Source organism: Clostridium sp. CM74B_53 (assembly GCF_036318045.1).
Taxonomy (GTDB): domain Bacteria; phylum Bacillota; class Clostridia; order Lachnospirales; family Lachnospiraceae; genus Pilosibacter.
Genome location: NZ_JAWQDE010000001.1, coordinates 247,841 through 273,514, shown reverse-complemented (window position 1 = coordinate 273,514; position 25,674 = coordinate 247,841). Strand labels below are relative to the sequence as shown.

General features: G+C 49.1%; 21 protein-coding genes and 1 other annotated feature. Of the genes, 12 read left to right on the top strand and 9 right to left on the bottom strand.

The annotated features are described in order from the left end of the window. The first annotated feature begins 4 nt into the window (after positions 1-4). The 5 genes from V2546_RS01195 to V2546_RS01175 all read left to right on the top strand — a co-directional run bounded on the left by V2546_RS01195 (position 5) and on the right by V2546_RS01175 (position 4,674). Positions 5-586, top strand: a complete 582-nt coding sequence (locus tag V2546_RS01195) for an AIR synthase-related protein (protein ID WP_329751337.1) — start codon at positions 5-7, stop codon at positions 584-586. Positions 587-755: 169 nt separating this feature from the next. Beyond that, positions 756-1,238 carry an Lrp/AsnC family transcriptional regulator gene (locus V2546_RS01190; RefSeq protein ID WP_118533419.1) on the top strand — a complete coding sequence of 161 codons (483 nt, stop codon included), beginning with the start codon at positions 756-758 and terminating at the stop codon, positions 1,236-1,238. Next, positions 1,235-2,407 (top strand): aminotransferase class I/II-fold pyridoxal phosphate-dependent enzyme, encoded by a 1,173-nt coding sequence (locus tag V2546_RS01185; RefSeq protein WP_118533421.1) that lies wholly within the window; start codon positions 1,235-1,237, stop codon positions 2,405-2,407. The genes V2546_RS01190 and V2546_RS01185 overlap by 4 nt, the downstream gene beginning before the upstream one ends. A 147-nt stretch (positions 2,408-2,554) precedes the next feature. After that, positions 2,555-3,049 (top strand): tRNA (uridine(34)/cytosine(34)/5-carboxymethylaminomethyluridine(34)-2'-O)-methyltransferase TrmL, encoded by a 495-nt coding sequence (gene trmL / locus V2546_RS01180; protein WP_118297287.1) that lies wholly within the window; start codon positions 2,555-2,557, stop codon positions 3,047-3,049. Between the two features lie 86 nt (positions 3,050-3,135). Next, complete coding sequence (locus V2546_RS01175) at positions 3,136-4,674, top strand: nitrite/sulfite reductase (RefSeq protein ID WP_329751336.1); 1,539 nt, start codon at positions 3,136-3,138, stop codon at positions 4,672-4,674. A 149-nt stretch (positions 4,675-4,823) separates the two neighbouring features. Here the strand turns inward: V2546_RS01175 and V2546_RS01170 are convergent, their stop codons facing one another. The 5 genes from V2546_RS01170 to V2546_RS01150 all read right to left on the bottom strand — a co-directional run bounded on the left by V2546_RS01170 (position 4,824) and on the right by V2546_RS01150 (position 11,739). Beyond that, entirely contained in the window at positions 4,824-6,668 is a 1,845-nt protein-coding gene (locus V2546_RS01170; RefSeq protein WP_329751335.1) for an AAA family ATPase, read from the bottom strand. Next, positions 6,665-7,741, bottom strand: coding sequence for a metallophosphoesterase family protein (locus tag V2546_RS01165; protein WP_118533427.1), 1,077 nt, complete (start codon positions 7,739-7,741; stop codon positions 6,665-6,667). The genes V2546_RS01170 and V2546_RS01165 overlap by 4 nt, the downstream gene beginning before the upstream one ends. Positions 7,742-7,855: 114 nt before the next feature. Next, positions 7,856-9,247 carry an asparagine--tRNA ligase gene (gene asnS / locus V2546_RS01160; RefSeq protein ID WP_118321889.1) on the bottom strand — a complete coding sequence of 464 codons (1,392 nt, stop codon included), beginning with the start codon at positions 9,245-9,247 and terminating at the stop codon, positions 7,856-7,858. Positions 9,248-9,566: 319 nt separating this feature from the next. Continuing rightward, positions 9,567-10,406, bottom strand: a complete 840-nt coding sequence (locus V2546_RS01155; protein WP_215703457.1) for an MBL fold metallo-hydrolase — start codon at positions 10,404-10,406, stop codon at positions 9,567-9,569. 28 nt (positions 10,407-10,434) lie between these two features. After that, positions 10,435-11,739, bottom strand: coding sequence for an SLC13 family permease (locus tag V2546_RS01150; RefSeq protein WP_329751334.1), 1,305 nt, complete (start codon positions 11,737-11,739; stop codon positions 10,435-10,437). Between the two features lie 241 nt (positions 11,740-11,980). Between V2546_RS01150 and V2546_RS01145 the strand changes: the two genes are divergently transcribed. Both V2546_RS01145 and V2546_RS01140 read left to right on the top strand, forming a co-directional pair. Then, on the top strand, positions 11,981-12,889 hold the full coding sequence (locus V2546_RS01145) for a LysR family transcriptional regulator (protein WP_329751333.1): 909 nt from the start codon (positions 11,981-11,983) through the stop codon (positions 12,887-12,889). A 97-nt stretch (positions 12,890-12,986) separates the two neighbouring features. Further along, positions 12,987-14,297, top strand: coding sequence for an amidohydrolase (locus V2546_RS01140; protein WP_329751332.1), 1,311 nt, complete (start codon positions 12,987-12,989; stop codon positions 14,295-14,297). A 304-nt stretch (positions 14,298-14,601) separates the two neighbouring features. Here V2546_RS01140 and yfcC read toward each other — a convergent pair whose 3' ends face one another. Next, the gene (gene yfcC / locus V2546_RS01135) at positions 14,602-16,113 is read right to left on the bottom strand and encodes a putative basic amino acid antiporter YfcC (RefSeq protein ID WP_329751331.1); all 1,512 of its coding nucleotides are present in this window, start codon (positions 16,111-16,113) and stop codon (positions 14,602-14,604) included. Between the two features lie 348 nt (positions 16,114-16,461). Between yfcC and V2546_RS01130 the strand changes: the two genes are divergently transcribed. The 3 genes from V2546_RS01130 to spoVG all read left to right on the top strand — a co-directional run bounded on the left by V2546_RS01130 (position 16,462) and on the right by spoVG (position 19,258). After that, complete coding sequence (locus V2546_RS01130; protein WP_021905186.1) at positions 16,462-17,736, top strand: glucose-1-phosphate adenylyltransferase; 1,275 nt, start codon at positions 16,462-16,464, stop codon at positions 17,734-17,736. After that, positions 17,733-18,854: a glucose-1-phosphate adenylyltransferase subunit GlgD gene (gene glgD / locus V2546_RS01125; RefSeq protein ID WP_329751330.1), complete on the top strand. Its 1,122-nt coding sequence runs from the start codon at positions 17,733-17,735 to the stop codon at positions 18,852-18,854. The genes V2546_RS01130 and glgD overlap by 4 nt, the downstream gene beginning before the upstream one ends. A 128-nt stretch (positions 18,855-18,982) precedes the next feature. Next, entirely contained in the window at positions 18,983-19,258 is a 276-nt protein-coding gene (gene spoVG / locus V2546_RS01120) for a septation regulator SpoVG (protein WP_015553023.1), read from the top strand. Between the two features lie 154 nt (positions 19,259-19,412). Here the strand turns inward: spoVG and V2546_RS01115 are convergent, their stop codons facing one another. The 3 genes from V2546_RS01115 to V2546_RS01105 form a co-directional block, all read right to left on the bottom strand. Then, complete coding sequence (locus tag V2546_RS01115) at positions 19,413-20,672, bottom strand: TRAP transporter large permease (protein WP_118531140.1); 1,260 nt, start codon at positions 20,670-20,672, stop codon at positions 19,413-19,415. Position 20,673: 1 nt separating this feature from the next. Then, positions 20,674-21,162, bottom strand: coding sequence for a TRAP transporter small permease (locus V2546_RS01110; protein ID WP_118651365.1), 489 nt, complete (start codon positions 21,160-21,162; stop codon positions 20,674-20,676). Positions 21,163-21,427: 265 nt separating this feature from the next. Then, a complete protein-coding gene (locus V2546_RS01105) occupies positions 21,428-22,507 on the bottom strand; it encodes a TRAP transporter substrate-binding protein (protein WP_329751328.1) in 1,080 nt (359 codons plus the stop codon). Between the two features lie 295 nt (positions 22,508-22,802). Then, positions 22,803-23,057 (bottom strand) — a binding site (T-box leader). A 163-nt stretch (positions 23,058-23,220) separates the two neighbouring features. On the opposite strand from V2546_RS01105, the gene V2546_RS01100 reads away from it, so the two are divergent. After that, entirely contained in the window at positions 23,221-24,546 is a 1,326-nt protein-coding gene (locus V2546_RS01100) for a glycosyltransferase (RefSeq protein WP_015553026.1), read from the top strand. Between the two features lie 94 nt (positions 24,547-24,640). After that, positions 24,641-25,456 (top strand): Cof-type HAD-IIB family hydrolase, encoded by an 816-nt coding sequence (locus V2546_RS01095; protein ID WP_329751327.1) that lies wholly within the window; start codon positions 24,641-24,643, stop codon positions 25,454-25,456. The last annotated feature ends 218 nt before the right edge of the window (positions 25,457-25,674 follow it).

Below are 25,674 nucleotides of genomic sequence, written 5' to 3'. Positions count from 1 at the left end.
AATCATGAGAAAAATTGAGCGCGAACCCAACGGAGCGGGGATCTTCAGACCGGGACAGGATCTGGTAGTCGCAGGGACGATCGGAAAAAACGGTGTGAAGGCGGCTCTGTCGGCAAAAGAAAAAGAGATATCGGCCCGATTCCCGGAATGGTTTGTCAAGCGGATCCGGGAGCAGGCAGATAAAAAGTTAGAACTGACTCCGGAGATGTTCGATGCCTGCGGCGCAGGAGAATGGGAAGAAATTTCGGAGGGCGGCATACTGGCCGCCCTTTGGACTATCTCAGGAGCGTATGAGCAGGGAATTTCCTTTGAACTGAGGAAAATCCCGGTCGCACAGGAAACAATCGAGATCTGTGAACTTTTTGACCTGAATCCATACCGGCTCGCATCGGGAGAATGCCTTCTGATGGCGGTGGAAAACGGTGGGGATGCCGTGAGGAGCTTAAGCGAGGCGGGGATCCCGTCCGCAGTGATCGGAAAAGTGGAAAAAGGTATCGCGAGAAAGATGACCGGGATCGGAACAACAGGATTTCTGGAACGCCCGGCACAGGATGAAATCTATAAGATCACAGGAGAATGTGTATGACAGTGATCTGACTGGGAGAAAGCTTTCCTGCCTGGACAGCCGGTCGGAATATGGATTTACCTGTAATCGCTGCTATGACTTTGTAAGAAACTGCTGCCCATAAGAGAATGCCGGCGGCAGATTTCTCAGGTGAAAGTACTGAACAGATATGTAACAAGGAGGATTTATCATGCGTGAAAAAATTTTGGCGATCATTGAAAAGAACAGCCGAATTGATCTGAAAGATCTGGCCGCCCTTTTGGGCGAGAGTGAAGCAGCCGTCGCGAATGAGATCGCGGACATGGAAAAAGAAAATATTATCTGTGGATATCACACCATGATCAACTGGGATAACACCGGAAACGAGAAAGTGATCGCATTGATCGAAGTGAAAGTAACTCCGCAGAGAGGAATGGGATTTGACAAGATCGCGGAGCGTATTTACCAGTACAGCGAAGTGAATTCCGTATATCTGATGTCCGGTGCGTTTGATTTCACCGTGATCATCGAAGGAAAGACCATGCGTGAGGTCGCTCAGTTTGTATCTGAAAAACTGTCCCCGATGGATTCCGTCCTCAGCACAGCGACCCATTTTGTACTCAAGAAATATAAGGACCACGGCACGATCATGTATGAGAAGCCGGGGGATGAAAGGATGATGATTACACCGTGAGAAACCCGTTATCTGATAAAATCGTAACGATCCCGCCGTCCGGGATCCGTAAATTCTTTGATATTGTAAGTGAGATGAAAGATGCAATCTCCTTAGGCGTCGGCGAGCCGGATTTTGATACTCCGTGGCATATCCGTGAAGAGGGCATTTATTCTCTGGAAAAAGGACGTACCTTCTATACATCCAACGCAGGCTTAAAAGATCTGAAGATCGAGATCTGCAACTATTTAAAGAGACGTTTTGACGTAGAATATGACTATAACAAAGAGGTCATGGTAACCGTCGGCGGAAGTGAAGCGATCGATATCGCGCTTCGCGCGATGTTAAATCCGGGAGACGAAGTTCTGATCCCGCAGCCGAGCTATGTGTCCTACACTCCGTGTACGATCCTGGCGGACGGTGTTCCGGTTACGATCCAGCTTGAGGAGAAGGACAAGTTCCGCCTGACAAAAGAAAAACTCCTGGAAAAGATCACACCGAAGACGAAAGTCCTGGTGCTTCCGTTCCCGAACAACCCGACCGGTTCCATTATGGAGGCGGAAGATCTGGCGGAGATCGCGAAGGTCTGCGTGGAGAAAGACCTGTTTGTTATCTCCGATGAGATCTACTCCGAGCTTACCTACAAGGGACAGCACTGCACGATCGCCGCATTCCCGGGAATGAAGGAGCGTACCGTTCTGATCAACGGTTTCTCGAAATCCTTCGCGATGACCGGATGGCGTCTCGGCTATGCATGTGCGCCGGAGATCATCCTGAAACAGATGTTAAAGATCCACCAGTTTGCGATCATGTGTGCGCCGACAACAAGCCAGTATGCTGCGGTTGAGGCGCTGAGAAACGGTGACCATGATGTGATCGAGATGCGTGAGGCATATGACCAGAGAAGACGTTACCTTGTAAAGGCACTTCGCGATATGGGATTTGACTGCTATGAGCCGCAGGGCGCGTTCTATGTATTCCCGAGCATCAAGAAATTCGGTATGACCTCCGATGAGTTTGCTTTAAAGCTTCTTGAGGAGGAGAAGGTTGCCGTTGTTCCGGGTACTGCGTTCGGCGACTGCGGAGAAGGATATCTGAGAATCTCTTATGCGTACTCCTTAAATGATCTGAAACGTGCGCTTGAGAGAATGGAGCGTTTCGTAAAGAGACACCTGAACGAAGAGAAATAAAAAGAATTGTGACTGTGCGGATACTGGACAGTCATGGAAAACGGAGCTTCCCCGGCTTGATCATGAAGGTGGTCGGGCCGGGAAATTTCTTGTTTACGCGAATAACGAGCCGAAGCACATTCTTTTTATATGACAGGAGACCACAACATGAACATCGTATTATACGAGCCGGAAATGCCGGCCAACACAGGAAATATCGGGCGAACCTGCGTGGCGACGAACACGAAGCTGCACCTGATTGAGCCGCTGGGATTTAAGCTCAGCGAAAAACATCTGGTCCGTGCCGGACTGGACTACTGGGACAAGCTGGATGTGACGGTGTACAGTGATTATCAGGATTTCTTAAAGAAGAATCCGGGAGCAAAGATCTACATGGCGACCACCAAAGGCGAACATGTATACACGGATGTTCCGTATGATCCGGACGCCTATATCATGTTCGGACCGGAGAGCCGCGGGATCCCGGAGGAGATCCTTGTGGAGAACCGTGAAAACTGTATCCGGATCCCGATGTGGGGAGATATCAGGTCCTTAAATCTTTCAAATTCCGTGGCGATCGTGCTCTATGAGGCGCTCAGACAGAACGGGTTTGAGAAGATGACGATGGAAGGACATCTGCATCATCTGCACTGGAAAGAGTAGAAATTCTGCGGATTCCGTCGGAAGGTGAGACACCGGAAGGATCCGTACAGCCTGGAAAAGGAAAAAGGGGAAAGAGGAAAACAATCATGATGAATGAAAAATGGGAAGAACAGTTTCGCGAACAGATCCATGATTTCGTGGAGACAATTGAAAAATTTGACAAAGGCGAGATCGACCGGAAGGCATACAAGGGAATCTCCGGAGGATTCGGAAGCTATGCGCAGCGGGATCCTTCCAAACATATGCTGCGTCTCAGAATGGCAGGCGGAAACCTGACGGAAAAGCGCCTGGAATTCCTTACAGAGGCGGTAAAGGATTACGGTGTGGAGCTCATGAAGCTTACGACATGTGAGACTGTCCAGCTTCACAATTTAAAGGCGGAGCAGGTTCCGGTCCTCATGGAAAAAGCAATTGATGCCGAGATCTACAGCCGGGGCGGCGGCGGAGACAATCCGAGAAATATCATGATGAGCCCGCTCTCCGGAGTACAGAAAGGGGAAGCTTTCGATGTAAAGCCGTATGCGGAGGCAGCGGCAGAGTATCTGCTCTCCATCGCTGGTGAAATCCATATGCCGAGAAAGATGAAAGTGGCGTTCTGCAACGGCGCTGACGATTCTGTACACAGTGCATTCCGTGATATGGGATTCATGGCAAATCCGGACGGAACATTCACACTCCGGATCGCCGGCGGACTCGGCGGCGGCTATAAGATGGGAGTCCTCGTAGATGAACATGTCCAGGCGACAGAGATCCTTTACTATATCCGCGCCATGATCGAGACATTCTGCCAGCACGGCAATTATGAGAACCGCGCGAAAGCCCGCACCCGTTTCATGCAGGAGACACTGGGAGTTGACGGATTAAAGACGGCGTTTCTTGAGAACGTGCAGAAAATGAAAGAAAAAGGCGGTCTGGACCTCCATGTGGAAGAAAAAACGGTTACGAAAAAAGGTTCCGGAGAAATCTCTGATAAGCGCGTCATTGCCCAGAAACAGCCGGGGCTCTACGCAGTCGCTTATCATCCGATCGGAGGATGTCTCCCGGCTGGAAAACCGGCAGAGCTTCTCGCACTTTTAAAGGAGATCCCGGATGCAGAGTGCCGGATCGCACCGCATGAGACGATCTATATCATCAACCTGACTGCAGACGAGGCAAAGAAGGTTCTCGCAGCAACGGCTGACGGAGCCCAGACAGCCTTTGAGAACAGTGTTGCATGTATCGGCGCATCAATCTGCCAGCAGGGCGTCAGAGACAGCCAGGCGGCGCTCAGCGCGGCTGTAGCGGCTGTCAGAGAGGCAGGAATCCCGGACGGCGCTCTTCCGAAGATCTGTATTTCCGGATGTCCGTCCAGCTGTTCCGCGCATCAGGCGGCGGCGCTCGGTTTCCAGGGCGCAGCAAAGACCGTAGACGGAAAGCCGGAGTCTGCGTTTAAGATGTTCGTCGGTGGAAGCGATAAACTCGGTGCGGCAAAATTCGGCGAGGCCGGAGCCGTGATCCTGGAGCGTGATCTTCCGAAGCTTCTCGTGGAGCTTGGAAAAGCAGCGGCAGCATCTAACATGAACTGGGAGACCTGGATCGCTGGTCATGGGGATGAATTCCGGGCGATTGTGGAAAAGTACGCGTAAAAGACTGCGTGCTGTGGAAAGACGGAATCCTTATAAATATAAAAATGTCGGCAGTTTTAATCTACTGCCGACATTTTTTGCAGAAAACGTGGATTTTTGTTCGCAGCCGGGAAGGCTCTGAACAATTATGGATCGGTCAGGACAGGCTCTTACATCTCGATCAACTGAAACGGCACCTGTCTTGCGCGCAGCATCTGCGCTTCGCGGCGATGGCAGGTGAAGATGATGATCTGACCGCCGTAGGCGGAGGCAAGCCATTCGAGAGCTGTTTTCAGGCGATCATCATCGTACTGGGTAAAGCTGTCGTCGAAGATCAGCGGAAAACCTCCGGATTCGGAGCCGGACCCCGTGAGAAGCTTTGCGGCGGCAAGGCGCAGGGCGAGATAGACCTGGTCCATGGTTCCGCTACTGACGTTTTCGAGCGGGACGAGCTTTGTCTTCGTGTTCAGGAAGACGTTCAGATTCTCGTCGATGCTCATGCTGTCGTAGATCCCGCCGGTGATGCCGGTGATATACTGGGACGCCTCTTTGTTCAGATAGAGTCCGAAAGAATCCCGGATCGTGGAGGAGAGGTCTGCCATGGTTTCCTGGGCGAGGTCGATGGCGACGATCTCATCGTGGATGCGGTCATTCTCCGCGAGAGTCCGCTTTAACGCTTTCGCTTTATTTTTGCAGTTGCTCAAGTGTTCCAGCTTTTTTTCCAACTCCCACTGGGTCCGCTGCTGTTTCTCGATCATCTCGCTGCAGCCGGCCTGTTTTGTCTGGAGATTACTCAGATCTTCCAGAAATTTCCGGATCTCCGCCTCGGACTGGGCGACCATATCACAGAGCTTCGAAAATTCGCCCATCCGCGCGCGGAATGCGTTCATGGCATCTTCGGACACTGCGGAATCTCCGAGATGTCTCGCAAGAAGAGCGCCAAGTTCCGCCGAGGTGCTGTCGCACATTTTGTGATATTCTTTATCTTTCTGACGGAAGATCAGGGAGATGATAAAAAAGATCACAGCCGCCGCCACAGAAGCTCCGCAGACAGGGAGATATGCGGTGAGATTGAAATATCCAAGAGCCGCCGCTGCCCCGAGTCCTGCGATCCCGAGAACGGCCGTAAGCGCGGACAGGACTTTTCTGGACTTCTTGCTGCACTCCATATTCAGCATATTGTATTCACTGTATAATTTTTCTGCATTGGAGGACATCGCATCCACGGAAGCCTGGTCTGTAAAACCATTGTCTGCCAGGACTTTCTTTCCGTTTGCGAGTTTCTCGTCCAGATCCTTTTTCTGTGTCTGGGTATTTTCGATCAGTCCATTGACCTGGGTCCGCATATTCTGGTAGGAGGCGAGCTGGTTCTCGTATTCCGGGCCGGCGATCTCAGATTCAATATTCCGGATCTCAGCGAGAAGAGAGGTGAATTCCCGGCTTGCCTCCGGGATCAGCCCGGCTTCGAGTGAACGTTTCTGGTTCCGCAGAAATGCGGTGGCTTTTGTGATATTTAAGGAAATATTGCCGGTGGTGTTCATGTTGGCAATATAATTCTTAAGTTCCGTCACCATTCCGTCCTCGGTGGCGCTCTTCAGCTGGCCGATGCTGATCGTGTTATTGTACATGGTCTCAGTGAGCCCGTTTAAGAGCCTGGAGATAAACTCCGGACTTGCGTTCTCCTCAAGACCTTTTGTCTCATTGATGATCTTTAAAGACTTATTTTCTTTCCGGAACCGCCGCTCGATGCGGTAGATGGTCCCATCTTTTTCCAGTCTCAGCCAGCCTTCGTAGGTCCCGCTGTTTTCCCACGGTTCGTACTTTGTATACAGGTCATTCTTTGCCGCCCGTCCCCGCCCGCGCTCGATCCCGAAGAGTATGCCGCGGATAAAGGTGTGGAGCGTGGATTTTCCGGCTTCGTTCTTTCCGTAGATAATGTTGATCCCGTCGTTGAAGGAGATGGTCCGGTCATGAAATTTTCCGAACCCGTCGATATGTAATTCGAGTAATCTCATGGCTGACTCCTTTCGTCTTTTGTCATAAGCAGGGCGTGGATCCCGTAATAAAGCGCTTTTTTCTCCACAGGACTCATATCTTCCTTCATGAGCGCCTGGATATAAAAGCCGATCATGTCGCTCGGATGTTCCGCGAACAATGCGTGGAAATCATACTGCGGTTCCGATTCATCCAGGATCTCGATGATATTCCACTGACCGGAGAGAAGATCCAGGTCAAAACTGATATCAGGATCCCGCATGCCGCGGATGCGGAAACGATAGATATTGCCCGCGCCGCGCTTGCGGATCTCGTCGGCGATGATCTGGGAGAGCTCGGTGTTGGTCGTCTGAGGAGTTACATTGACCACTAACGGGATATACTGGGCCTGGCAGACTTCCTTAAACTGCAGGGAGGTCACATGACCGCTCGCGTTGTCGATTTCCCCGACAAAATATCCGTGCGGTCCGGTCTCCGTCATGTCGAGCGGTTCCGGGGAACCTGCGTAGGCCATGCGGTTTTCCAGGAGAACCTCCGGCTTGTGGATATGCCCAAGGGCGATATAGGAGAACGGGGATGCAGCCAGTGCATTCCGGTCAAAAGGAACATGCTTTGCATCACCGCCATGGAGCATGAGGATCCGGGTACGTCGGGATGCCGGAAGAGAGATGTTGTCGGCCTTTGCCTCGGTGATCTCGGCAGTGTGATAGCTGAATCCGTAAACTTCTGTGTTCAGCTCCTCAAAATAGACGGAAGAGAGGTCCTCGTCCATCAGAAATGTCACGTTCGGCGCCCAGGTAAAGCTGAGGAGTGCGGAACTCTTCCGGATCCGGTCATGGTTTCCGGCAATGATGACAACTCTGGTCCCGGGGATCGTAGAGAACAGATAGTTGACTTCCTTTAAGTCGCGGGCCAGCGGCTGGCGGTGGAACAGATCGCCGGAGATCAGAAGGAGATCGGCGCGGGAGTCTCTCGCGTCCTCAATGATTCCCTGGAATGTCAGTCGGATCGCCTGTTCCCGCTTTTTGCCCCAGGGCTTATCACTGTCCGGGATCATGCCCCAGTGGATATCGGCGGTGTGGATAAATTTCATAGGTTCCTCCCAGTGTAAAAGATCAGGAAAAATCGAAAAGGAGCGCAACAGATCGTCTGTGCGCTCCCTGCGGCTGCCATGCATCGAAAGGACGCGGCGGGCTGCTGTTTTTCCTTATAACTCGCAGTTATTAACGGTACGCGGGAACGGGATCACGTCACGGATATTGCCCATTCCTGTGAGGTACATCACGCAGCGCTCGAAGCCGAGACCGAAACCGGAGTGGCGGACACTGCCGTATTTTCTGAGGTCGAGATAGAAGCCGTAGTCTTCCGGTTTTAATCCGAGCTCATTCATGCGGGCGAGAAGCTTGTCGTAATCGTCCTCACGCTGGCTTCCGCCGATGATCTCGCCGATACCCGGAACGAGGCAGTCCACAGCGGCAACTGTCTTTCCATCCGGATTTAACTTCATGTAGAACGCCTTGATCTCCTTCGGGTAGTCGGTAACGAATACCGGTTTCTTGAAGATCTTCTCAGTCAGATAGCGCTCATGCTCTGTCTGGAGATCGCAGCCCCAGAATACCTTGTAATCGAACTCGTCGTTGTGCTCTTCGAGGAGCTTGACAGCCTCTGTGTAGGTAACACGGCCGAATTCGGAATTTAATACGTTGTTTAAACGGTCGAGAAGTCCCTTGTCGACGAACTGGTTGAAGAAGTTCATCTCAGACGGAGCGTTCTCAAGAACGTAGCGGATGACATATTTTAACATGCCCTCTGCGACAGTCATATTGTCGTCAAGATCAGCAAATGCCATCTCCGGCTCGATCATCCAGAACTCGGCAGCATGACGGGTCGTGTTGGAATTCTCAGCACGGAAGGTCGGTCCGAAGGTATAAACATTGCGGAATGCCATTGCGTAGGTCTCAGCGTTTAACTGTCCGCTTACGGTAAGGCTTGTATGCTTTCCAAAAAAGTCCTCGCTGTAATCAACTGCGCCGTCCTCAGTCTTCGGGACGTTATCGAGATCGAGAGTTGTTACCTGGAACATCTCGCCTGCGCCTTCACAGTCACTGGATGTGATCAGAGGTGTGTGGACATAGACGAAGCCCTGCTCCTGGAAGTACTGGTGGATCGCGTAGGCGATCAGGGAACGCACACGGAATACAGCCTGGAAGGTGTTGGTACGCGCACGAAGGTGCGGGATCGTACGAAGGTATTCGAAGGTGTGACGCTTTTTCTGGAGCGGGTAATCCGCGCTGGAAGCGCCTTCAACAACAACCTCTGTCGCCTGGATCTCGAACGGCTGCTTTGCCTCCGGTGTTGCAACGAGAGTACCTTTTACGATGATGGAAGCGCCGACGTTTAACTTGGAAACTTCAGCGAAGTTTGCCATTGTATCATGGTAAACGATCTGTAAGGTATCGAAGCTTGTACCATCGTTTAATACGATAAAGCCGAATGCCTTGGAGTCACGGATGCTGCGGATCCAGCCACCGACGGTGATCTCCTTGTCTAAATATTTCTCACGCTCTTTAAAGAGCTCTTTGACTGTTGTCAACTGCATGATTGTTTCTCCTTCTAAATACATCTCCTGTAACAGTGTGTTACATAGTCTCTTCTTTTTAAATGCAATCTGCTACTAGTATAGCGTATTTTGTGTGTGGATTCAAGGAAAAATGGGCATAAGACGGTTTTTTATCGCTTTTATTGTCTGGTAGGGGAAGAATTTTGGAGTGGAAATTTGTGACAAGACATCATCAGAATGATGGGTACTGCTGGAATTGGATCAAATGAAACGAAAAGATACTGCATGACAGGAAAAACATGGTCATACAGTATCTTTGGCGTTCAATATGATATTTGTGTAAGGAAATCCGGATTATTTACGAGAATTGATCCGGAATTACACTTTTTGCTTTTTCCAACATTTCCTGCAACATCGTTTGCCATCCTGTTGGATCCAGATAAATGTCACCGCTACCGTCATCATTTTTATAGCGGGATAGCAGATCGTAATTATGGTTATGAGAAGGGATGACGATATCGACATGAAGCTTCATCATTTCACGAAGCTGATTTACATAATCAGCCTGGAGATGAGCAGGAAGCCGGTTTTCTTCCAATTCTTCATAAGTAAGGCCATTTAATCCGAGTCCTCCGTGCATTGCAGCGATCACTGGTTTTCCATGGTGGGAGGTATGGATCACAAAAGTCGTTGTTCCAGGGGTGTGTCCTGCACAAAGCTTAAACTCGATCTTTACATTTCCCATTTCAAATGGTTTGGAATAATCATAATATTCGCTGATCGTAAACGGCGGGATCTCTCCACAGATGAGGTCGGGACGTTCGGTAAAGAAGAATGCATCGTTTTCGCTGATCCACACCTTTGCTTTCGTGTATTCCTGAAGAAATCTGGTAGCAGCCACATGATCGAAATGGCCATGGGAAAGAAAAATATGTTTGATATCTTCCGGATGAAATCCCAGTTTTCGAATTCCGTCAAAAACAAGATAGACACTTTCTTTGAAGGCCGGATCGATCAGGATCAGACCATCGCCGGTGTCGATCAGATAGGTGGAGACATAGGTGTTTCCGACAAAATAAATATTGTCAGTAACCTGAAATGGCTCATGGTAGAGGATCCATGGATTGCTTGTAAAATAAGCAGCTTTTTCAGCGAGCGCCTTCATGCGAGCAGCGCGTTCAGCAGTAGATTCAATCATAATTTAAAGTCCTTTCAAGTAATTTTTTTTAGTAGATCATATTGAGAACAAATGGTGCCCATACGGCAAATGCAATTGTCATGATTACACAAGGAATCCAGCCAATCTTGATAAAATCTTTCATGTTAAAATCGCAGACACCGTATACATATCCCTCTGCAGTTCCAGCCATCGGTGTTCCAAAGCAGATAATGGAGCCACAGGCAACGCCGGCAACAAGGAGACGGGGATCAATCCCCAGATTGATCGCCATGGTTGCTGCGATCGGGGAGAAGATCGCGATAACAGCAGCATTGCTCATGAATTGTGTAATAAACATAGAAACAAAGCAGAAGATTGTCGCGAGGATGATCGGGTTTGTCAGGTTCGGGAATGCGTTGCTGAACAGATTGGAGATCCATTCACCGGTACCTGAAGCAGTGATTGCGTTGGAGAGCGGAAGTGTTCCGGCAACAAGAAAGATTACCCCCCAGCTTACAGAATTAAATGCGTCTTTCTGAGAAATTAATTTTAGGCCGACAGCCAGAGCTGCGAATGTTGTGGATACGAGATATACCGGAACGATCTTTGTTGCAGTGGCAATGACCATCAGGACAACGTTTGCAAGGAAAATGAATGTAGCCAGTTTTTCTTGAAGAGGGGTATATGGAGTTTTGGTCGAGTAATCAATTTCTTCTGTAAGCGTTTCCTGAGCACGAGCAGAGGCCTCTTTATCAACGACAAACTTCTTACAGATGACGATATAGTAAACAAGCAGGAAGAAGAACATTGGAAGCTTGATCCATGTAAAATCCATAAGACCGTACTGGACTTCAGAACCTGCGTCTGTAATGTACTGATTAAAAAGAAGCAGGTAGGTAATGGAACTTCCGATCGGAAAACATTGTACACAGACCCAGGTGCAGAGATCAGCAGCGGATTTGAATACACGTTTTTCGCTGAGTCCGGAATCTTTGCAGAGTTCCATGATGATCGGAGTTAATGCTGCAATCGTAGCAGTAGCGGTTGTTGCAAGTCCCATAACGGTGATTCCTGCAATGATCATAAGAAAGACCTTTAACGGACTTCCTTTTGTGTTTTTCTGAATAAATACGCGGATGCGGTAGGTGAAACTTGTTTTTGCAAAAACAGCGCCGATAATGAAAAGACCAATCCATGTGATAACTGTTGTGTTGGACAGGCCGGACCATGCAGTCTTTGCGTCGAGGATGCCGGTTCCCTGAAGAAGAACAGGTACCATTAAAGCTGTGAAGCCAAGTGGCAGCAATTCAAAAAAGAATGAAATACTCATAAGGGCAATGATCCCCAATACAATAGCAATTTGCGTTGTCATACAATTCCCTCCTGTATGAAAAGTAGAAACATTTGTTTTTCGCCTTGCTCCTGTCTGCAGCCAGAGATAAGGTCTTTGGTTCATCATTATGCACAGAATGATCATGGAAATATCGTAGCATCAAAACAAAATAAATAAAAGAATATATTTTTTTATACTATAAGAAAAAACTTATGGTACAATAAAAAGAGAAATACAAACTGAAAATTTGAAAACAAAAAATCAGGAGAGAATAAAAACAATGACGATGACACAACTTGTATATTTTGTTGCAGTTGCGGAAGAACTGAATATTACGAGAATCGCAGAGCAGTTTCATGTGTCCCAACCGGCAGTTTCATCGGCAATCCGGGATCTGGAAAAAGAATTCCGCGTTTCGCTCTTTGAAAGACATCACAATGATCTGTTCCTGACATCGACAGGAAATATCGCTTATCAACAGGCGAAACGTCTGGTGGAGCATTATGAAGAGTTTCGGACAAGTATTGAGAAGCTGCAGATGGACAAGTCTGTTTCCCTTGCAATCGCTCCGAATGTTGCAGCCATTCATTTGTCGAAATTGTTTCCCTATATGCAGGAGCAGCTTCCGGGTGTGACGATCAACATGCAGGAAAATTTTATCGTAAATATGACACAGCTTCTGAAAAATAATCTGTTGGATGCGGCCTGTTTTTCCTGCCGGGAGGAGATGAGGGATCCGGCTCTCACATATATCCCTGTTGGAAAACTTTCATTGGCGTTATGTGCATCATCGACATTTTTCAAACTGGATAGTCAAATTATATCACCGAAGAAACTGGAAGGAATTCCGATGGTCTTTCAATTTAAATCCTCTCAGCTGAATACTTTTATCCTGGAATACTTCGCTGGATATCATGTAATCCCAAATGTGATTTTTTATGCGAATCAGCTTACAACAATAACTTCTTTTGTGCGAGAGGGGCTTGCAGTCGGATTTTTGCCTCCGGAAATTATTGAGAAGGATCCAGACATTGTACAGTATCATCTTCCGGAAGCAGAAAATCTGGAGAATGTGGAAATAAATTTTGTTTACAAGAAAAAAACTCTGATGGTGGAAGAGCTTCTTCGCATCTTCCGCACATACTTTAATATGGTTCAAAAGAACAGAAAAATGGAGAAAGATAAATAAAAAGTACATCAATCGCCCATAAAATAAAATGTTTTTGTGGAATTTTGGCTGCGAGCCCATTATAATAGAGAAAAACATCACACGGGAGGGCAAATGAATGAATATTTATGATCAGATCAAAACGATGACCGATGAGATGGCCGGGGATCTTGTGGCACAGAGACGTGACTTTCATAAGTACGCGGAGCCGGGCTGGTTTGAGATGAGGACATCGTCCATTATTGCACGGAAACTGACAGAGCTCGGATATGAAGTGCTTGTCGGAGATCAGGTCTGCAAAAAGGATTCCAGAATGGGCGTTCCGTCTGAGGAAAAGTTAGAGGAACAATATGAGCGTGCCGTTGCCCAGGGAGCGGATCCGGAGTTTGTTAAGTACACAAAGGGAGGAATGACCGGTGTGATCGGAATCCTGCGCTGCGGCGAGGGCCCGACGGTTGCCATGCGGTTTGATATCGATGCCCTCGGCGTATTCGAGGAGCATGATCCGAGCCACAGACCGGCGAAAGAGGGATTTAACTCCGTAAATGAAGGCTTCATGCATGCCTGCGGACATGATGGACATGCCACCATTGGTCTTGGTGTGGCGAAAGTCCTGATGTCTATTAAGGATCAGCTCCATGGAACCGTGAAACTGATCTTCCAGCCGGCGGAAGAGGGTGTCCGCGGCGCGAAATCCATCGTTGATAACGGACATCTTGACGGTGTGGATTACCTGATCGGCTCTCATGTGACAAATAAGAAAGAGGACGATCCGGCAGTGGTAATTCCGGGAAGCTATGGCTCTCTCGCAACGACAAAATATGATGTGATCTTCCACGGAAAATCTGCCCATGCGGGCGGATCACCGGAGGTTGGACGGAATGTCATGCTGGCAGTGGGAACGGCGATCTTAAACCTTTATGCGATTCCGCGTCACTCCGGCGGCGTGTCCAGAGTAAATGTGGGAACCGTTGTTGCCGGAAGCGGACGGAATGTTATCGCGGACGAGGCGAAGATGGAGATCGAGGTTCGCGGTGAGACCACCGAGATCAACGAGTACATGAAAAATTACGCAGTGAACATTATCGAGAGCGCGGCAAAAATGCACGGATGCACCTGCGAGATGAAGCTTATGGGCGCGGCAAACTCCCTGACGAGCAGTGAGGCGCTGATGGAGCGGGTGAAGAGAGTCTGCGAGGAAGATCTCCATCTGCCAGTTGCGAAGGAAATGAGCAGCAAAAACGGCGGCAGCGAGGATGTCTCCTATATGATGAACCGCGTCCAGGAACAGGGCGGACAGGCGACCTTCATGCGAGTCCTCACCCACGAAGCCGGCCCGGGTCACAGCCGTATCTTCGATATCGACGAACAGGTTCTTCCGAATGCAGTAAAGATCTTCTGCGGTGTGGTTTATGACATTATGCACTAATGGGTGAGAGTCCCGAACACGCCCGGATAATGGGAAGTGTAGAGCCGAACAGCAAGGGTGTCCATTGTGAGGTGGAATCTGAAGGAAGCTGTCGGCAAATCTCCGGTCCGACGGACAAAAATCACATATGAGGCTAGGCTATGAGAGATAAGTTGGCTGAAAGTAACGAAGTCTAATAACTATCCTCATCGGGAAGCGTTCAAAAAAACTCCGTCTCATCCGCATGACTCGATCGCGGATGAGACGGAGTTTTTGTTATGCCTGAATGAGCTTTGGATGGCTGATACCGAAGGCAGACCGGTTTTTATGAGAGACCGATCACAACGGCAAGGATTACAGCGATGGATCCGAATGCAAACAGGACAGCCTGGAATTTGATCTGGAATTTTGCCCATTTGCCCCAGTCGAGCTTTGCCGCAGCCAGCGCGCCTAAGAGACAGCCGGAGGTCGGAACGATGAAGTTTGTGAAGGCGTCACCAAGCTGGTACGCAACAACAGCAACCTGTCTCTCGACACCGACAAGATCGGCGAGAGGAGCCATGATCGGCATGGTAAGGGCAGCCTGTCCGGAACCGGATACAACGAAGAAGTTGAACACGGACTGGAAGATATACATAAACCATGCGGAGATCACCGGCGGGAAATTCTGCATTCCGTCACTGATGCTGTGAAGGATCGTATTTAAGACTGTACCGTCGGTTGCGCTTGTGCCGCCAAGGATGATGATGATACCCTGCGCCATTCCGACACACATTGCAGCGCCTAAAAGATCGGCAGCACCGTGGTCGAAGGATTTTGCGATATCATTTACTTTCATGTCATTCAGCTTGAATACAACGCCGATGATACCGGAAACGAGACCCATCACGAAGAACTGGGAAGCGATCTCCGGGATATAGTAGCCCTTGCTTACAACGCCCCAGATCGTCCATACCATGCAGGCAGCGACCGTGAAGAGAACAAGCTTGTGGCCGAGAGTGAACGGCGGCATCTCTTTGCCGTTCTTTGCGAATTCTTTTCTGTATTCTTCGTCAGATTCATACGCAACGGAGAGCTGCGGATCTTTCTTGATCTTTACTGCGTAGCGCATTGTGAAGACGATCGTAAGTCCTGTGAAGAAGATCCATAACGGGATACGGAACCATGCACCGGACATGACCGGAATACCGGCAACACCCTGGGCAACAGCCAGTCCGAACGGATTCTGCCAGGAAGAACCGAAGCCGATCTGTGTAGATACGTAGGAGCACATAATTCCGACAACTGCGTCATATCCCATTGCGATAAACATCGGTACGAGGATCATAACGAACGGGATTGCCTCCTCACCCATACCGAAGACTGCGCCTCCGAGGGAGAACAGGACTACGAGGATCGGGATCAGAAGGATCTCTCGTCCGTTTGTCAAAGCGATGACCCGCATAATGCCGCTTTCTATCGCTCCTGTCCGGAGAACGATACCGAAGGCACCGCCTACGACCAGAATGAAGGCGATGATTCCGACAGCGGTACCATTCTTATCGCCGACGGTCATACCTTCGAATACATAGTTTAAAATTCCCTGACCGCCAAAGTCTTCGGTTCCGAAGATCGGAGCTGCTTTGGTCACCTTGTTTCCGTTTTCATCCAGAATATACTGGAAGCTTTCTGGATCCAGAACGGTTCTTGTTTTTTCCACGCCGTTCTGCATATACGTGATTTCTTTTGTGTCGTATTTACCCAACGGGATAAATACGGTGAGCAGAGCCGCGAACAGAATGACACCAAAAATGATGATGTAAGTGTGCGGCATCTGGAAGCCCTTTTTTTTCTCCATGGCTTATCCCCCCATAATTGTATTCTCTACCTGTGAAATCCCCCGCACAGGTAGTGTATCTACTATATTAACATAGATTCTGTGATACGTCATCACTCTTTTCCTTTAATCCTGCATATTAATAGGTTTATACAATTTTGAATCGGCATTTTTGGTACTTATGTAACCAAGCAGAAACATAGGTATTGTATTGCTTATCGTACAAAAAGAAAAAAATGTCAGAATATACACAAAATTGGGATTGAAAGGATGAAAAGTTTGTTCACATCTTCTAAAAAGTATGCTATAATAGAGTCACCATCTAAGAAACTAGTGTATGGGACAAAAAGAGCAGCAAGAGGTGATATCATGGTAAAAAAAGAGATGATAGCGATGCTGTTGGCAGGAGGACAGGGAAGCCGTCTCGGTGTGTTAACACAGAAAGTGGCAAAACCGGCCGTCTCCTTCGGCGGAAAGTACAGAATTATTGATTTCCCGCTCAGCAACTGCATCAACTCTGGTGTTGATACTGTGGGAGTATTGACCCAGTACCAGCCCTTACGTTTAAACGCGCACATTGGAATTGGTATTCCGTGGGACTTAGACCGCAACGTCGGCGGCGTTACGGTTCTTCCACCTTACGAGAGAAGCAAAGGCAGCGACTGGTATACTGGAACCGCAAATGCGATCTACCAGAATCTGGAGTACATGGAGTCCTACAATCCGGAATACGTTCTGATCCTTTCCGGTGACCACATCTACAAAATGGATTATGAGGTCATGCTGGAATATCACAAAGCGAATAATGCGGATGTCACGATTGCCGCTATGCCGGTACCGATCGAGGAAGCAAGCCGTTTCGGAATCCTGATCACGGATGACAACAACCGGATCACGGAATTTGAGGAAAAACCGAAGAATCCGAGAAGCAACCTCGCTTCCATGGGTATTTATATCTTCAGCTGGAAGGCATTAAAGGAAGCTCTTATCAAGCTTTCGGAAGAGCCGGGCTGTGACTTTGGAAAGCATGTGATCCCGTACTGCTTCGAGCAGGGCAAACGGATCTTTGCATATGAGTACAATGGCTACTGGAAAGATGTCGGAACTCTCGGTTCCTACTGGGAAGCAAATATGGAGCTCATCGACATTATTCCGGAATTCAACCTGTATGAGGAATACTGGAAGATCTACACAAAGAGTGACCGTATCCCGCCGCAGTATATCTCTTCTGACGCGAAGATCACAAAATGTATCATCGGAGAGGGTTCTGAGATCTACGGTGAGGTGACGAATTCCGTTATCGGATCCGGAGTTGTGATCGAGGAGGGCGCCGTGGTCAAGGATTCGATCATCATGCAGGACAGTGTGATCGGAAAAGGTGCTGTGGTCGAAAAGTCCATCATTGCAGAGGACGTAAAGGTCGGAGCTGGGGCACACCTTGGCGTCGGCGAATACGCACCGAGCAAATACGACCAGAAGGTTTACCAGTTTGATCTTGTTACGGTCGGCGAACATTCCGTAATTCCGGAAAACGTAAAGATCGGCAAGAATACAGCAATTTCAGGCGCGACGGCTGCGGAAGATTATCCGAATGGCGAGCTTGAGAGTGGCGGCTACATTATAAAGGCAGGTGGAATCGTATGAGAGCAATCGGTATTGTTTTAGCAGGCGGAAACAGCAAGCGGATGCGCGAACTTTCCAATAAGAGAGCGATCGCGGCGATGCCGATCGCGGGCAGTTTCCGAAGCGTGGATTTTGCGTTAAGCAATATGAGCAACTCTCATATCCAGAGCGTTGCCGTACTGACACAGTATAATTCCCGCTCCTTAAATGAACATTTAAGCTCTTCCAAATGGTGGGATTTCGGAAGAAAACAGGGCGGAATGTATGTATTCACTCCGACGATCACGGCGGAGCACAGCGACTGGTACCGCGGAACAGCAGACGCGCTCTACCAGAATCTGGACTTTTTAAAGAGAAGCCACGAACCATATGTAGTGATCGCTGCCGGAGACGGTATCTATAAGCTGGACTACAATAAGGTTCTGGAATATCATATCGAAAAGAAAGCCGATATCACGGTTGTCTGCAAGGACATGCCGGGCGATGTGGATGTGACCCGCTTCGGTATGGTGAAGACGAACGCGGACGGACGGATCGTTGAGTTTGAGGAGAAGCCGATGGTGGCTGATTCCCACACGATCTCCTGCGGTATTTATGTTGTCCGCCGCCGTCAGCTGATCGAGCTTATCGAGCGCTGCGCGAACGAGGACAGATATGACTTCGTACAGGACATTCTGGTACGCTACAAGGGCCTCAAGCGGATCTATGCGTACAAGCTGAATACATACTGGAACAACATCGCATCCGTCGATGCTTACTACCAGACCAATATGGACTTCTTAAAACCGGAAGTGCGCAGCTACTTCTTTAAGGAGTATCCGGATATCTATTCCAAGGTGGATGATCTTCCGCCGGCAAAATACAATCCGGGTGCGTCCGTGAAGAACAGCCTGGTATCCAGCGGCTGTATCTTAAACGGAACGGTAGAGAATTCAGTTCTGTTTAAGAAGGTCTATATCGGAAACAACTGTATCATCAAGAATTCGATCATCTTAAATGACGTGTATATTGGGGATAATACCGTTATCGAGAACTGCATCGTTGAGAGCCGTGATACGATCCGGGCGAATACGACGTATATCGGAAAGCCGGACGATGTGAAGATCGTGATCGAGAAGAACGAGAGATATACCCTGTAAAAAGGGTGCCGCAGTTCGGAGACGGGATATTCCGGACGGTGCGGCAAAGGCAGAAAGACAGGCATTCAAATATTGACTGGCCGGTGATTACATAAAATCTGCGGGGAGCGCAGATGGGGGAGGTTATTATGCAGGTAACAGATGTACGTGTGAGAAGAATTGAGAAAGAGGGAAAGATGAAGGCGATCGTGTCCATCACACTGGACAACGAGTTCGTGATCCACGATATCAAGGTCATTGAAGGGGAGAAAGGCCTGTTTATCGCGATGCCGAGCAGAAAAGCTGCTGACGGCGAATACCGCGATATCGCCCATCCGATCAATTCCGGAACACGGGACATGATCCAGAGAGTGATCCTCGACAAGTACGAGACAACCACACTGGAGGAAGCGCAGGCAGTTTAGTTCTTCGGGAAACTTGTCCGGAGTGATTTCCTGGCGCAGGTCCTGCAAAAAAATATAGCCGCAGAGAGCGGCTTGTGAATGGGGAAATAGAAAGTCCGCCGAATCGTGAAAAGGTTCGGCGGACTTTTTTCGCGTATTATGATTTCTTATACAATTACATAAGTCCCGGGATCAGAAGCGGAACATATACGATCATGAAGAATACGATGATCAGTCCGATCAGGTACGGGATAACAGATTTGGAGATCCGCTCGATCGGAAGTCCCGTGATACCGGAAGCAACGAACAGGTTGATGGCAACCGGCGGTGTGATCATACCGATGGCGATACCAACTACGAACAGGATCCCGAAATGTACGGTGCTGATGCCCATGGCCTTGACAAGCGGCAGGAACACCGGGGAAAGAATGATGATCGCGGAGGAGGTCTCCATGAAGACTCCGGCGAGCAGGATGATCAGGGAGATCAGGAACATGATCACATACTTGTTTGTGGAGATTCCCAATACTCCGCTTGCGATCGCCTCCGGGATCTTGTAGTTTGCGAGAACCCAGCCGAACGGACCGCTGCATGCGATGATGATCATGATGACTGCGGATGTTTTTGCACTTCCCTTCATGATCTCAACGAGACCCTTGAAATCAAGGTCGCGGTAGATAAAGAAGGAGACGAAGATCGCGTAGATAACCGCTACGGCAGCCGCCTCAGACGGTGTGAAGTAACCGGAGAAGATTCCGCCGAGAATGATGAGCGGCATTAAGATTCCCCAGATCGCTTCCTTGAAGGTGCGGAGCACATTTCCTACGGAGAAAGGCTTTCCCTTCGGGTAGTTAAACTTGCGTGCCTGGTAGAGGGAGATCGCAACGAGGATCACACCCATCAAAGCACCCGGGATGAAACCGTTGCGGAACAGGGTGTTGACACTGTCCTCAGAGATAACGGCGTAAAGGACCATCGGAACGGACGGCGGGATAACGACACCAATCGTTCCGGCAGCTGCGATCAGGGCAGCCGCGGAGTCTTCACGATAACCACGTTTCTTTAACTCCGGGATCAGAGTCGCGCCGACAGCTGCTGTTGTAGCGGCACCGGAACCGGAGATCGCTGCGAAGAACATACCTGCAAGGACGGATACGATGGAAAGACCGCCCTTTAACATACCGAGCAGAGACTCAGCAAACTCAACGAGCACCTTGGAAACCTTACCTTTTGCGAGAAGATCACCGGCAAAGATGAAGAACGGAACCGCGATCAGGGAGAAGGAATCGGTGCTGGCGAACATACGCTGCACGAGGATCAGGAGCTTTACATCGCCTTTTAAGAGAACGAGGAGAGCTGCGGCTGCGATCGCGAATGCGACCGGAACACCGATCAGGAGCAGAACGATAAAGGAAATAAATAATAATGCTGCCATTTTATGCCTCCTCCTTTCCGAATAAGAGTCCGAGAACTGCATCTACTGCATGGACGAACATGAGGCCGCATCCGACCGGGATGCAGAGGTAAATGTATTTCATGGGAAGACGCATCGCTGCGGACAGCTGATTTCCCTGTTTTCCGAAGTATTTCATTCCATAGATGATCACAACAACGAAGAGGATGCAGCAGATCACATGGACGAGAAGTTTTAAGATCTTACTGAATGCGGCCGGAACCATATCCTGGATGAAGGTGATGGAGATATGGCCGCTGTGTTTGTATACACAGCTTGCACCTAAGAATGAGGACCAGACTAAAAGATAACGGGTTGCTTCCTCACTCCAGGAGAGAGCGGTAAATGCCATACGGCAGACGATCTGGGCGCCGGTGATGATGACCATGGCGCCGAGCATGACAACGATGATGTAGGAACATAAGGTGTCCAGGACATCGCTGAGTTTATGAAAACCTTTAACGAAAGCCAATGGTGTTTCCTCCTTTTTAAATCCTGAGCGGTTACTGCTCACGACAGGCGTTTTCCGCAGCCATGCGTCTGTAAGGGGACGCCGGCGGCAGGTCCTGCAGGTGTGGAAAATGCTTATCGTGAACAGTAACCATGAAATGTGTTTAAGATGGGACCGGCTGCACAGGAGATCCTGGGCAGCCGGGTCAGATCACATGCTGAAATTCCGACTGCGAAAGCAGTGCCAGCGGATATCAGCACAAAAAGTTACGATCCAGAAACCGGGATTACTTTAAAGCATCCTGGATTCTTGTGATGTAGTCAGCGTAATCCGGATATGCATCGTATACGCTCTGAACAGCAGCACGGAAGCTGTCAACATCCGGGTTTTCTACGACTTCCATACCATGATCCTTGATCTCCTGGAGCTGGTCAGCTTCCTGATCAGCAACCCACTGACGCTCGTACTCAGCAGCTTCCTGAGCGGATTCCTCGAAGATCGTCTGAACATCTTCCGGTAAGGATTTGAAGAGGTCATTGCTCATTGTGATGATCGCTGTGGAGTAGGAATGACGGTCAAGTGTTACATATTTCTGGGACTCCCAGAGTTTGTAGGAGTAGATAACGTTGATCGGGTTCTCCTCGCCGTCGATGGTGCCCTGCTGAAGAGCTGTTAAAGCGTCGGACCATGCCATCGGAACTGCGTTTACACCAAGAGCTTTGAATGTTGCTGTGTAAACATCGTTCTCCATGACACGGAGCTTTAAGCCTGCAACGTCTGCTGCGTTTGTGATCGGTTTCTTGCTGTTTGTGATGTTACGGAAACCACGCTCTGCGTAAGCAAGTCCCTTTAAGTCTGCATCTTCAAGAGTTGCAAGGAGCTCTTTACCGATCTCGCCGTCCAGGATCTTGTAAGCTTCTTCGTTGTTTGCGAACAGGAACGGCATATCAAGAACGCCCATAGCGCTGGAGAAGTTTACGAACGGACCGCTTGTGATGATACCCATATCAAGAGTACCCATCTGCATGCTCTCAAGCATGGTACGCTCATCGCCGAGAGCTCCGTTCGGATGGATCTCGATCTCGTAGGCGCCGTTTGTGCGCTCTTTTACGAGCTCAGCGAATTTCTCAGCACATACCTGGAAACTGTCCTGCTCGTTTACGGTCGTACCAAGCTTTATTACGGTTGCGTCTGTGTTTGAAGTCGCTTCCTTGCTTTCAGCAGCGGAAGAATCAGCGGCAGCGGCTGTTGTCTCAGCGGCAGCAGCAGTTGTCTCTGTGGAATTGCTGGAAGAGCCACAGCCTACCATGGAAAGAACCATAGCGCCTGCCATAACGGCGGATAATAATTTTGCACTTTTTTTCATAATGACCTCCTGAAATCTTTTAAGAATAGATTGATTATAAGTATATATCTTAACTGCCCCTCGCAGATAAGAAACTAAGGAATTGATGGTGGTGTTGGCAAAGTGCGCGAAAGGAAATTGCTCCGCACTGCGTGCTCCCGCAATCTCCGCCGGCATTCGTAATCTGGGCTTTCGCCCTGCTTACTCATGCTGGCTTGGTTGTCAAATGTCTGAACATCCTTGCGTGCGAGCACGCAGTCTGTTCAGCCGCTTGACAACGCTTTCGGGGCAAAAAAAAACTCCTGTCTCTTATTTTTTAAGAGACAGAAGCGAAACTTCTGCGGTACCACTCTTATTGCTGTCAAAAAAACAGCCTCTCGATCCCGTCGTTTTTCAAATATGAAAAATTAACAGGCAACACGTTAACGGGTGTAAACCGAACCAGCCTACTTGGAACACTTTCAGTGGTTAGCTCCGGGAGGATTGTCTGTAACGCGGTGTCTGCAGCTTTTCACCAGCCAGCTGCTCTCTGAAAGGCCTTCGTTAAGAGCGTTCCCATCATCGCAGGAAATATTTGAAACTGACCTTTATTATAGTCACAGATTTTCAAAAGTCAAGAGAATTAAAAAAAATAAATCGCGTATTGTGAGAAAAATATGATATGATAGATCGTATAGTAAATTTATTTCATAGGAGATATTCCAACAGGTTATTATAAAGAATGGAGGAGGAGAATGAAACCGACCGTCAGTATAATTGTTCCTGTCTACAATGCGGAAAAATTTCTGAACCGCTGTGTGGACAGTATTCTCGGACAGGAATATAGAGATTTTGAACTGATCCTCGTAGATGATGGGAGCAGAGATATGTCAGGCTCGATCTGTGATGCGTATGCGAAGACGGATGAGCGTGTGGTGGTGATCCACAAAGAAAATTCCGGGGTTTCAGACACGAGAAATCAGGGAATTGAAAGGGCAAAGGGAACATATCTCCAGTTTGTGGACAGTGATGACTGGCTGACGCCGGATGCGACAAAGCTTATGGTCCGGGCGGCAGAGGAACATGGCTGTGATATGGTGATCTCCGATTTTTACCGCGTCGTTGGGGATATGGTATCCAGAAAAGGGGACATCGAGTCAGACTGCGTGATCGACCGGGAGGAATTCGCGTCCTTTATGATGGAGAATCCGGCGGATTATTACTATGGAGTGCTGTGGAATAAGCTGTACCGGCGCGATCTCGTAAACCGCTTCGGGATCCGGATGGATGCGGAGATCAGCTGGTGTGAGGATTTCATGTTCAATCTGGAATATGTCCGCTATGCAGAGACATTCTATGCGCTGAGGACACCGGTGTATTATTATGTAAAGACAAAAGGTTCGCTGGTGAACCAGAAGATCAGCATCACGAAGACTGTGAAGATGAAGCTTATGATGTTTGAGTACTACAACAACTTTTATAAGCATGTGCTGGACGAAGAGGATTATGAGAAAAACCGGCTTCAGGTGTACCATTTTCTGGTGGACGCAGCGAAGGACGGCTTTGTTTTTCCGGCATCGATCCCCGGAAACCGGAAGCTCGGAGAGGAGCGGAGCAGTGCGCTGCAGGAGGTGATCTCCGATGATGGGATCATTGTGGATAAATACCGGGACCGGAAACTTCTGGAGAGATATCTGGAGTCGGCGGCATTGAAGCATGATATGACAATGGAGGAACTTTCCCTGCTTTTATATCTGAAGGATGCAAGCCATGAACTGAGCAGAAAGAATCTTGCGGATCTTATGGATCTTAGCCGCGGAGACCTCGCGGTGGCGGTCCAGCGGTTGTCCGCGAAAAAGATGGTGGAGGTAACGGAGCTTCCGAGAAGGCGGGGAACAGAACGAAAGATCCGACTGGAACTTCTTCCGGCATCAGAAGTTGTGATCCCGGATCTTGAGGCGGCGGAGAACGATTACTATCAGGCGAAGTTTGGAAATTTTACAGAGGAAGAGATCAGACAGTATACGCTGCTGGCACGGAAAGTGCGGGAGAACGAGAGGAGTATTTTGCAGCGGGGATAGGAGAAGGCGCATTCGCGAGAAGCTGCGGACTGCGTCAGGCGGTCGTATTGGTGTGGAAATACAACGGATAAACATCAAAAATATGGAGATAAAGATGGAAAAAGAAAAAACTTGCAAAATCGTATTCAGTGACATCGACGGCACGCTGCTGACGTCGGACGGACAGATCACGGAGGGGACGAAGGAGATGATCCTGAATCTTGAGAAGAAGGGAATCCCGTTTATCCTGACTTCCGCGCGGTCACCGGAAGGCGTGCGGGTCATTAAGAGAATGCTGGGGAATCATGCACCGATCATTGCGTTCTGCGGTGGACTGATCCTCGATAACGACGGAAATGAGATCTACAGTAAGATGATTCCGTTAAAACGGGCACTGGAACTGAAGGCGATGCTGGATAAGGATTTTCCGGCTGTTGCCTGCAATACCTTCGGCGGCGAGAAGTGGATCGTGGATGACCGGGACGATTGGAGAGAGCAGCGGGAAGAGAAAATCGTGGGATTTCCGGCTGAAATTGGAGCTATTAAAGATATATTTGAAAAAGAAGGCGGAATTCATAAATTTCTTCTCATGGGAGATCCGGACGTGATGACAAAGCTGGCGGCGGTTCTGGCGAGAGATTTCTCCGACCTCCAGTCTGCGGCCTCCAACCCGGAATATCTGGAGATCACGGCAGCGGGCGTGGAAAAGTCGGAAGGTTTGAAGACGCTCTGTGGAAAACTCGGAATTTCCCCGGAAGAGGCAGCGGCCTTCGGTGACGGCGAGAGTGATCTTTCCATGATGCGTGCGGCAGGATTTGGCGCGGCGATGGGAAATGCGCCGGAGAATGTGCGGAGACGGGCACCGATGGTGATCGGGAAGAATGATGAGGAAGGGCTGCTGAAGAGGCTGAAGGAGATATTTAAGGACTGAGAAAAATTGAAGAAATAATTAAAAAAACAGACCCATTTGATACAAATCCAGAAATCAAATGAGCCTGTTTTTTAACCGAATCAAGTAAGTCCCCTGCTTCAATTGCGAAAAGCAATAAGTAGTGGGTGGGGACTTGCTTGTATCAGGAGGAGTGCAAGCTCCTTCTGATAAACTGCGGAGCAGTTATTCGGTTATGAGCAAGTAGCGAAGCGGATTGC

What these genes read in the sequence shown, in the direction of transcription:
- V2546_RS01195 (WP_329751337.1), top strand. Translation starts at nt 5, where the DNA reads ATGAGAAAAATTGAGCGCGAACCCAACGGAGCGGGGATCTTCAGACCG.
- spoVG (WP_015553023.1), top strand. Translation starts at nt 18,983, where the DNA reads ATGCAGGTAACAGATGTACGTGTGAGAAGAATTGAGAAAGAGGGAAAG.
- V2546_RS01150 (WP_329751334.1), bottom strand. Translation starts at nt 11,739, where the DNA reads ATGACAACGCAAATTGCTATTGTATTGGGGATCATTGCCCTTATGAGT.
- glgD (WP_329751330.1), top strand. Translation starts at nt 17,733, where the DNA reads ATGAGAGCAATCGGTATTGTTTTAGCAGGCGGAAACAGCAAGCGGATG.
- V2546_RS01105 (WP_329751328.1), bottom strand. Translation starts at nt 22,507, where the DNA reads ATGAAAAAAAGTGCAAAATTATTATCCGCCGTTATGGCAGGCGCTATG.
- V2546_RS01140 (WP_329751332.1), top strand. Translation starts at nt 12,987, where the DNA reads ATGAATATTTATGATCAGATCAAAACGATGACCGATGAGATGGCCGGG.
- trmL (WP_118297287.1), top strand. Translation starts at nt 2,555, where the DNA reads ATGAACATCGTATTATACGAGCCGGAAATGCCGGCCAACACAGGAAAT.
- V2546_RS01170 (WP_329751335.1), bottom strand. Translation starts at nt 6,668, where the DNA reads ATGAGATTACTCGAATTACATATCGACGGGTTCGGAAAATTTCATGAC.
- V2546_RS01165 (WP_118533427.1), bottom strand. Translation starts at nt 7,741, where the DNA reads ATGAAATTTATCCACACCGCCGATATCCACTGGGGCATGATCCCGGAC.
- V2546_RS01115 (WP_118531140.1), bottom strand. Translation starts at nt 20,672, where the DNA reads ATGGCAGCATTATTATTTATTTCCTTTATCGTTCTGCTCCTGATCGGT.
- V2546_RS01190 (WP_118533419.1), top strand. Translation starts at nt 756, where the DNA reads ATGCGTGAAAAAATTTTGGCGATCATTGAAAAGAACAGCCGAATTGAT.
- asnS (WP_118321889.1), bottom strand. Translation starts at nt 9,247, where the DNA reads ATGCAGTTGACAACAGTCAAAGAGCTCTTTAAAGAGCGTGAGAAATAT.
- V2546_RS01155 (WP_215703457.1), bottom strand. Translation starts at nt 10,406, where the DNA reads ATGATTGAATCTACTGCTGAACGCGCTGCTCGCATGAAGGCGCTCGCT.
- V2546_RS01130 (WP_021905186.1), top strand. Translation starts at nt 16,462, where the DNA reads ATGGTAAAAAAAGAGATGATAGCGATGCTGTTGGCAGGAGGACAGGGA.
- V2546_RS01175 (WP_329751336.1), top strand. Translation starts at nt 3,136, where the DNA reads ATGATGAATGAAAAATGGGAAGAACAGTTTCGCGAACAGATCCATGAT.
- yfcC (WP_329751331.1), bottom strand. Translation starts at nt 16,113, where the DNA reads ATGGAGAAAAAAAAGGGCTTCCAGATGCCGCACACTTACATCATCATT.
- V2546_RS01100 (WP_015553026.1), top strand. Translation starts at nt 23,221, where the DNA reads ATGAAACCGACCGTCAGTATAATTGTTCCTGTCTACAATGCGGAAAAA.
- V2546_RS01145 (WP_329751333.1), top strand. Translation starts at nt 11,981, where the DNA reads ATGACGATGACACAACTTGTATATTTTGTTGCAGTTGCGGAAGAACTG.
- V2546_RS01095 (WP_329751327.1), top strand. Translation starts at nt 24,641, where the DNA reads ATGGAAAAAGAAAAAACTTGCAAAATCGTATTCAGTGACATCGACGGC.